The sequence below is a fragment of the Streptomyces sp. NPDC058646 genome (assembly GCF_042716875.1).
Taxonomy (GTDB): domain Bacteria; phylum Actinomycetota; class Actinomycetes; order Streptomycetales; family Streptomycetaceae; genus Streptomyces.
In genome coordinates this window covers 1-7,759 of the sequence record NZ_JBHXRK010000063.1, presented here as the reverse complement: position 1 = coordinate 7,759, position 7,759 = coordinate 1, and the positions used below count along the sequence as shown (strand labels likewise).

At 68.3% G+C, this 7,759-nt stretch carries 8 protein-coding genes and 1 pseudogene; 2 read left to right on the top strand and 7 right to left on the bottom strand.

Going from position 1 to position 7,759, the window contains the following annotated elements; translation table 11 throughout:
• On the top strand, positions 1-679 hold a 679-nt coding region (locus ACFWUZ_RS35905; RefSeq protein WP_384382264.1), incomplete at its 5' end, for a tetratricopeptide repeat protein.
• 564 nt (positions 680-1,243) lie between these two features.
• On the opposite strand, the gene ACFWUZ_RS35900 is transcribed toward ACFWUZ_RS35905, so the two are convergent.
• Positions 1,244-1,660, bottom strand: coding sequence for a hypothetical protein (locus ACFWUZ_RS35900; RefSeq protein WP_384382262.1), 417 nt, complete (start codon positions 1,658-1,660; stop codon positions 1,244-1,246).
• 416 nt (positions 1,661-2,076) lie between these two features.
• On the opposite strand from ACFWUZ_RS35900, the gene ACFWUZ_RS35895 reads away from it, so the two are divergent.
• Positions 2,077-2,463: a transposase gene (locus tag ACFWUZ_RS35895; RefSeq protein WP_384382260.1), complete on the top strand. Its 387-nt coding sequence runs from the start codon at positions 2,077-2,079 to the stop codon at positions 2,461-2,463.
• A gap of 465 nt (positions 2,464-2,928) precedes the next feature.
• On the opposite strand, the gene ACFWUZ_RS35890 is transcribed toward ACFWUZ_RS35895, so the two are convergent.
• The 6 genes and pseudogenes from ACFWUZ_RS35890 to ACFWUZ_RS35865 all read right to left on the bottom strand — a co-directional run.
• Positions 2,929-3,396 carry a cupin domain-containing protein gene (locus ACFWUZ_RS35890; protein ID WP_384382258.1) on the bottom strand — a complete coding sequence of 156 codons (468 nt, stop codon included), beginning with the start codon at positions 3,394-3,396 and terminating at the stop codon, positions 2,929-2,931.
• 576 nt (positions 3,397-3,972) lie between these two features.
• Entirely contained in the window at positions 3,973-4,236 is a 264-nt protein-coding gene (locus ACFWUZ_RS35885; RefSeq protein WP_384382256.1) for an alpha/beta fold hydrolase, read from the bottom strand.
• A 40-nt stretch (positions 4,237-4,276) separates the two neighbouring features.
• Complete coding sequence (locus ACFWUZ_RS35880) at positions 4,277-4,426, bottom strand: hypothetical protein (RefSeq protein ID WP_384382254.1); 150 nt, start codon at positions 4,424-4,426, stop codon at positions 4,277-4,279.
• Between the two features lie 90 nt (positions 4,427-4,516).
• Entirely contained in the window at positions 4,517-5,272 is a 756-nt protein-coding gene (locus ACFWUZ_RS35875; protein WP_384382252.1) for a hypothetical protein, read from the bottom strand.
• 105 nt (positions 5,273-5,377) lie between these two features.
• Complete coding sequence (locus ACFWUZ_RS35870; protein WP_384382250.1) at positions 5,378-6,019, bottom strand: hypothetical protein; 642 nt, start codon at positions 6,017-6,019, stop codon at positions 5,378-5,380.
• A gap of 127 nt (positions 6,020-6,146) precedes the next feature.
• A pseudogene (locus ACFWUZ_RS35865) lies at positions 6,147-7,660 on the bottom strand (RHS repeat domain-containing protein); the annotation flags it as partial.
• Positions 7,661-7,759 lie beyond the last annotated feature (99 nt).

Genomic DNA, 7,759 nt, shown 5'->3' with positions numbered 1-7,759 from the left:
CGCCCGATGGCGGGGGGAGGCGGGGGATGCGGCCGGGGCTACAACCGCGTTCGCCGAACTGTTGGCCGACTCCCTGCGGGTGCGCGGCCCCGACCACTCCGACACCCTGACCACACGGGCCAACCTCGCCCGATGGCGGGGGGAGGCGGGGGATGCGGCCGGGGCTACAACCGCGTTCGCCGAACTGTTGGCCGACTCCCTGCGGGTGCGCGGCCCCGACCACCCCGACACCCTGACCACACGGACCTACCTCGCTAACTGGCGGGGGGAGGCGGGGGATGCGGCCGGAGCCGCTACCGCAACCGCCGAACTGCTGGCCGACTCCCTGCGGGTGCTGGGCCCCGACCACCCCGACACCCTGACCGCCCGCCACAACCTCGCTTATTGGCAGGGGCAGGCGGGGGATGCGGCCGGGGCCGCCACTGCCACCGCCGAACTGCTGGCCCACCGGCTGCGGGTGCTGGGCCCCGACCACCCCGACACCCTGACCACACGGGCCAACCTCGCTCGGTGGCGGGGGAAGGCGGGGGATGCGGCCGGGGCCGCTACCGCAACCGCCGAAGTGCTGGCCGACTCCCTGCGGGTGCTGGGCCCCGACCACCCCAACACCCTGACCGTCCGACACAACCTCGCTTACTGGCGGGGGCAGGCTGATGGGGGCCTTGACCCCGGATTCTGAACACGTCTATGCCGCTTGGGCCGGGGTGGTTGTTGCCGGTTGGAGTGCGTTCTCGTAGGCGATCGGGGATAGGTGGCCGAGGCGGGAGTGCCGGCGTCGCGTGTTGTTTCGGGTCAGCCAGCGGAACGCGTTCCCGGTCCCGGGGCGGTATCCCCGGGCGCCCCGGGACGCCCGGGCTCCCTCGCAGTGGTCACGGTCGGGCGGCACCGTAGCGCGGGTTACGGCGGGCGGGGCCCGGTGGGGTGGATGGCGGTTGTTCCTGGCCGCCTCTGTCCTGTCCAACGCCGGTGTCGGTCAGGAGCATGGGGCGGCCAGGCTTGCGGGCCGTGCCGGGCGTCCTAATGTGGCGAAGAGGCTGCGCCGATCACGTGACTGTTTCCCGACCCTCGCGTAGCTCAGTTCACCCGCCTCGAGACGCAGAACGCCAGGGTCAAGGAGAGGCTGGCCCGGTCGGAGTAGACGATCGACGAGCTCACTGACTTCCGCACCCAGGCCCTGGCCCGCTTCGCCGCCCAGCATGAGGAGATCATTCGACTCCGCGAAGCCGCCGCTGCACATCCCAGGTCAGCCCTTCGAGGTCGGCACTCCGCCCAGCACGTTGAGAGCGTGGACGTGCCCCTCGAAGAACGCCTCCTGCCCGGCCGACGCGAAGATCCGGTGCACGGCCTTGCCCGAGTAGGACAGGCGGAACGCGAACAGGTAGCAGGTCACCAGCTCGCCGGCCAACCGCACCGTCACGTCCCCGAAGTCGACCTCCGCTTCAGCTCCGGGCTTGTGGGTCTGCGGGATGAACGCCTCCACCACACCCCGGCCGGCCTGGACCCGGATCTCCTCACGGCGCGTGGCCACGTAGCCGCGGACCATCTGGTACGAAATTTCGTCCGCGCTGTGCTCGTCCAGCAGCCGCTCGAAGATCCGCTTTACCGTGTGCCGCTGCTTGCGCGGCGCGTCCAGGTCGGCCCGCAGCATCTGGTCGATCAACGGCTTGAACGGATCCAGCCGGGTCGCCCTCGGCGGAAGCTGCTTCCTCGGCTCCGGCCAAGCCGACGACAACGCCTTCTGCACCGTCAAGAACCCGACGCCGTACTTCCGCTGAAGAGCACGGTTCGAAAGGCCCTGACGCGAATCACGGCGGATCGCCGCGTACAGATCGACCTTGGACTTCGGCAGCACCCGGGCCCCCTCATCGTGCAGAGCACAACCATGGTCCCGAACAAGCATCCAGGTGCTCTCAAAACTCGACGACATCACTCTCCCGTGGAAGAGGGTGCTCTCGCAGCTGAGCTACAGGCGCTCTCGTAACTCGCTGACAAAGCCACCTTCCGTGGACAGAGATCCCGCTGCAGGGCCGCGTGAGGGGCACCGGCCACGGACGCGCGGAGATCTGACGGATCAAGGTGGCCACGGTCAACAGCCTGCTCTTCCCCGGAGCCCGGCAGGCCGTCCAGATCAAGCGCCGCCGCACCGACCGTAAGACCGGCAAGACCACTATCAAGACCGTCTACGCCGTCACCAGCCTCACCGCTGAGCAAGCCGACCCCACTCAGCTGGCGACCCTGGTCCGTGATCACTGGCAGATCGAGGCCCTGCACCACGTCAGAGACACCACGTTCGCCGAAGACGCCTCGCAGCTGCGAACCGGCAACGCGCCCCGGGCGATGGCCACCTGGCGCAACCTCGCCATCGGCGCCCTGCGGCTGGCCGGCGCGACCAACATCGCCGCCGCTCTGCGACACAACGCCCGCAACGCGGACCGCCCGCTCGCCCTGCTCGGGCTCAAGTGATCATAAAACGGACGCCCGTTGACTACGCCGAAGCCCTGGCTGATCGGCTACTGGGAGCTGGCGAGTTGGCGCTGGGTCCGCGTGCTCGACCAGGGCCCGGTAGACGCCGGCGAGGCTCGGGGACTGCCCCCGGCGCTTGCCGGTGGGGATGACCAGGTCAGGTTGGATGGCCTCGACGGGTCTCGGCTGCGGCCCGGCGTCGCAGCACGGTGTGCAGCATGTTGTCGGTGATGACCGGAGGCCGGCCGCCCGGTTCCGTGAAGGGGTCGTCTTCGCCTTCCGGGGTCAGCCGGCGGCGCGGCGCAGGAGTGCTCCGGAGGTGTCCAGGAAGCGGTCGTTGCCGTGCTCGGAGTTTCACCGAGCGCCTCGCCGGTCGCCCCTTCAACACCCCTGACCGGACCACCACCTACGGCGGCAGACCCCTGACTGTGGTGGGGTGGCGCCTGGCAGCAGGGCAGGACAGGCTCAGCGTGGCGGTCCGACGATCACCTGGCCGTAGAGGTCGGCGGCTTCGGCGAGCACGTCGCTTGAAATTTCGAAGCCCTCGGGCCGGTCGGCGGTGACGTCACGTCCCGCGTGGCGGAACATTCCCTCGATCCCCGACGGCTTTGTGATCATGAGGAGGTCCGCGGTGTCGGAGGTGATGCGGTAGCCGTGGGGAACATTGCGGGGCAGGTAGACGATGCCTCCTTCAGAAAGTTCCATCTGCTCGTCGCCCACCCACAGCAGCGCGGAGCCCTGGATGAGGAGGAAGATCTCGTCCTCCCGGGTGTGCAGGTGGAACGGCGGGGCCTCCCCCTTCGGGACGCGGAAGCGGCCCACGGTGAGCTGACCGTCGGTCGCCCGGCCGTCGAGCAGGACCGAGAAAGTGCCGCCGTGAAGCCATTCAAGAGTCTCCTGCTGCTCGGCCTGGGCGAGATAGGGCATGCTCATCGGTCGTCCTCTCGACAAAGCTGCTGAATTAGGCGGCGGCGTCGCCAGACGAAAGAGCCTTGCCCACGACCGTGGGCGGTCCATCGTCGCCTTCGAACCGTCGGTGAACACGAACGCCATTGAAACCCCTGGCGACCGGCCCCAGTGAAAGTCGGGTTCCGCGGGCGCCCACCGGCATCCGCTGGGACACGGCCGGTGCATTGCGGGAGCTGCTCCCATGGCAGGCGCGTCCGGCAGCATCCTGTGCGTTGCGCCGGCCCCCCGCGCCACACGAGTCGATGCCGGACAAGCTCGTGAGCCGCCGCCCCGTAGAACCGTCCTGCCGGAGCTGTCGGGGCGGGCGCCTCCCGGCCGGTGCGCGCCAACGGCCAGGTCACAGCCTGTCCCGTCCCGTGAGGCCTTCTTTCAGCATGGCTCCCATGGCCGGATTCGGCATGTGATCTGCATCCCGGGCAAGCTGGCGGCCGGCCTCCGGGGCGCCGTTCCGTTCCCTGGGTGGCTGCGTCCGCCGTCAGGAAGCGCGTGAGGGAGCGTTCACTGGGCCCCTCACCTCGCGGCTGATGCTGACCGGTCGGGTCAGCGCAGGAATTCCAGCAGCCGCTTCGTCAGCTCCTGCGGAACTTCTTCGGGCAGGGAGTGACCGGCTCCGGGGATTACCAGTTCGGTGACGTCGGTGACTACCAGGCGCATGGTTTCCGCGGGGATGGTGCCGGTGCTGTACTGGCCGCCGATGGCCAGGACCGGGATGGTCAGCGGTCCCTGGTCGCGCCAGCGCTGGACGTGCTCGGCGGTGGTATCGAGGGTGCGGTAGTACTCGAAGCTGCGCGCTGTCGCCGGCACCGGCACCGGCCCCTAGACCCGCGCCCTCTGGGCTGATCTTTCACAGCACGCAGATGTCCGAGTGCCTGCCGCAGTGGCCTGGCTCTGCCTCGTGGACGATCCCGTCCCGGACGAACTGCGGGCGACGCTCGCCCTGCTGCTGACGGATGACCTGGTAGGTGCCCTCAACGATGTTGCCCGGATCGCACACGTCCCGGGCCGCTCCGGCAGGCGCTGCAGGCGCGGCCGCTGTCGGGGGTGATGCGTAGAGTCCGCGTGAGAGTCCAGTGGCACGGTGGCGTCACAGGTTCCCGTAGTCCTCGACGAGGTCGGTGATCAAGGAGGTCATGGCGTCGGCCCGGTACTGGTCCTCGCGTTGGTTTCGCAGGGCCTCGTCGACGGCCCGCAACCGCGACAAGGCGGCCGGGTCCTGGAGCCTCACCTCGTCCAGTACGGGGGTAGTGATGATGTCCAGGCATTCGGTGAACAGGAGCCGCGTGGCGAGGGCCGGGGGTGCGGGGTCGGGGGGCTCAAACCCACGGGTGAGGTACCTCACCGGGTCAGTCAGACTCCAGCCGACCATGGTGCCGTGCTGGACCAATAGCGCCACGTCCGGGGCGATGCCGATGCGGGCCTCCAACGGCTCATCGAGGACATCGAGGTCGCGTAGGCATGTGAGTACGGCGTCCCCGGGGGCACGGCACAGTTCTGTGGCCATTTCCAGGCTGAAGTCGTGGGTCTCGTCAGCACGAAGACCGCACGGCAGGGAGAGGGGTGTGACGGGAACGCGGGCGGAGTCCTCGGCGTCGGCGGCCTCACCGACGAGCTGGAACTCGGCGCCGACAAGTTTGCGATCAGCCGTGTCGAATCGGAGCTCGTCGGGCGTGTCCCAGAGGAAGCCGGCGCTGCCGAAGGTGTCCCGGAGGTACTGCCCCCGCTCCTCGGAGTTCGCGTACGGAGCGACGCGCACACGGAAGTCCCGGAAATTGAACCGTGGCGTGATGCTCAGCGGTTTGCCCGTTGCTGTTGCGGTCCAGTCGCCCAGGGTGAGTTTCATGCTCAAAGTCATCTCATCTGACTTGTTCTGCGGGAGGTTGGGACGGGCACGGCCGCTGTCAGGCCATACGTATAGTCCGCGTGCGAGTCCAGTGGCGCGGTGGCGTCACGGATTCCCGTAGTCCTCCATGTAGGTGGCGATCAGCTGGAGCAAGACGTCTGCCCGGTGGCGGTCCTCGCGCTGATCGTGCAGTGCTGTGTCGGCGGCCCGGAGGCGGGCGAGGGCGGCCGGTTCACCGTCGGCCACATCCTCGACCACGGGAGTGGTGACCAGGTCCAGGCACTCGGTGAGCAGCCGCCGGGTTGCGGCCGCCGGCGGGTCGGGGTCGGGGTCGGTGTACCCGGTGGTCAAGTAGCGCGCGGGATCGGAGAGGCTCCAGCCGACGACGGCGCCGTGCTGGACCAGGAGTGCTACGTCGGGGGCGATACCGATGCGGGCTTCCAGAGGCTCGTTGAGGACGTCGAGGTCGCGCAGACAGGTCAGCACGGCGTCCCCGGGTGTGCGGCACAACACCGTGCACCGCTCCTGCCGGAAATCCCGGGCCTCGTCGGCACGGAGCCCGCCCGGGCGTACCGGAGGGGTGAGGGGAAGGCGGGCGGCTTCCTCGGCCGGGGCGGACTCCTCCGGCCAGTGGAGTTGTGCCCCGACCAGCTCTCGGCTGTCCTTGTCGAAGCGGAGGATGTCAGGCGCGTCCCACAGCAGGTCCTGGCTACCGAAGGTCTCCGAGAGGAACCTCTCACGCTCCATCGCATCCCCGCAACGCAAAATGTCTACAGAGGCGTCGCCGGTGAAGCGGGGGGTTGTGTGCACCGGCTTGTCCGTTACTGTCGCTCGCCAGTTGCCGTCGAATGTCAGCCTCATGGATATGCCTGCCTCACCTGATTTGTTTTGACGGGGCCATGTACCCGACTTTTAGAGGGACTCTGCCTTGCACGAGGTCCTCGTGGGTTATGGGTGGGTGTGGATCGGTAGGGTTGCCTCCGAGTGCCTTCGCCCCACTATCGCCCTTGATCCCGGACGAGCCGTAGGCCGTAATGGCCTGGCCCTGGGTGTTGCCGGGTCCATCGAGCACGACGATGTCCTCGCCCTGCCGGAAAATGAGCCTTTGGCCTGTTCCCGTCGATTGGTACACAGCATCCGGATTCTTGAGGATTTCCGTGACCCGTTCATCGCTGAAACCGTGCCTCGTGTCCCCGTGGTAGGTGCTGTGCTTCTTGAACCCACCGTCCTGTGCTCTTCCGATCACGTCGTCCACGACCTTGTCTAGTCGCTTCTGGGCCTTTTCCTCCTTCGAGTACTTGGGCATCAGGCCCAACGGGTCGTACCCGCTGTGCGGGTTGTCCACGTACGCGAGGGGGTTGGGTCCGGGCGCCAGGCCGAGTGGGTCCGGGGAGATGTAGCGGCCGGCTTCGGGATCGTAGTGGCGGAAGAGGTTGTAGTGGAAGCCTGTCTCGGGGTCGTAGTACTGGCCCGGGAAGCGGAGCGGGGTGTACGTGCTGCTGTCGCGGGCCCAGGCAGTGGTACCCCATAGGGTGGCCCGGGAATGCCAGGCCACCTCGCCGGCCTCGTCGATCAGCTCGGTGGGAGTGCCGACGAGGTCCGTGACGATGGCGAAAAAAGGCGACGGGCGATCTCCTCCTGGCGCTCGTCGGCCGTGAGGATGCGCTCGGTCTGGGCCAGCGGGACGTCGCCGCGATGGTCCCAGGTGAGGGCGACCGGATTCGGCTGGTCCGGCTGGTGGCCGATCTGTTCGCACAGGGTCAAGCCGTCCCAGGTGAACCGGACCTCCTCGACCACGTTCTCGCCGTCAGCGGCCAGGCGCTGCTTCGCGGCGCGGCGGCCGAGGGGGTCGTAGCGGTACCGCCAGCGGGTCCCGTCGGGGGTGGTCACCGAGGTGAGGCGGTTCTCCGTGTCCCAGGTGTAGCGCCAGGTGTCCGGCTTGCGGGAGAGCCGGGTCTTCTGCCGTAGTGTGACCCGGCCGAGGGCGTCGTACTCGAAGCGGACGTCTCCGGCGCGGGTGAGTCTGGTGCCGGTGTAGGCGCGTGATCCGGTGGCTTCGCCGCCGGGGTGGCCGGAGGGCCAGGATGCCCAGCTCTGGTTGCCTGATTCGTCGTACGCATACCGCTCCGTCCAGCCTTGAGCGTGGACGGCGGTCACCCGGCCTGCCCCGTCAAGGTCGAAAGTGCGGGTGCCCGACAATCGGTCCGCGACGGATGTCAGACGACCGTCGGCCCGGTAGACGTATGCGCGGCTGTTGACGGCACGCCCTGAGGCGGTGATGTGCTCCGCAGAGAGCCGTCCGGCCTCGTCCCATGCGGAGGTCATGGTGATCGTGTCGTCGAACACTCGAGCCAGCTCGCGTCCGGCGGCGTCATGGGTGAATTGGGCCTTTACCCCGGATTTTGAACACGTCTATGCGGCTTGGGTCAGGGTAGTTGTTGCTGGTTGGAAGTCGTTCTCGTAGGCGATCGGAGATCGCTGGCCGAG

Coding starts and splice junctions, on each gene's coding strand:
- ACFWUZ_RS35875 (WP_384382252.1), bottom strand. CDS start 5,272: ATGAAACTCACCCTGGGCGACTGGACCGCAACAGCAACGGGCAAACCG.
- ACFWUZ_RS35890 (WP_384382258.1), bottom strand. CDS start 3,396: ATGAGCATGCCCTATCTCGCCCAGGCCGAGCAGCAGGAGACTCTTGAA.
- ACFWUZ_RS35870 (WP_384382250.1), bottom strand. CDS start 6,019: ATGGAGCGTGAGAGGTTCCTCTCGGAGACCTTCGGTAGCCAGGACCTG.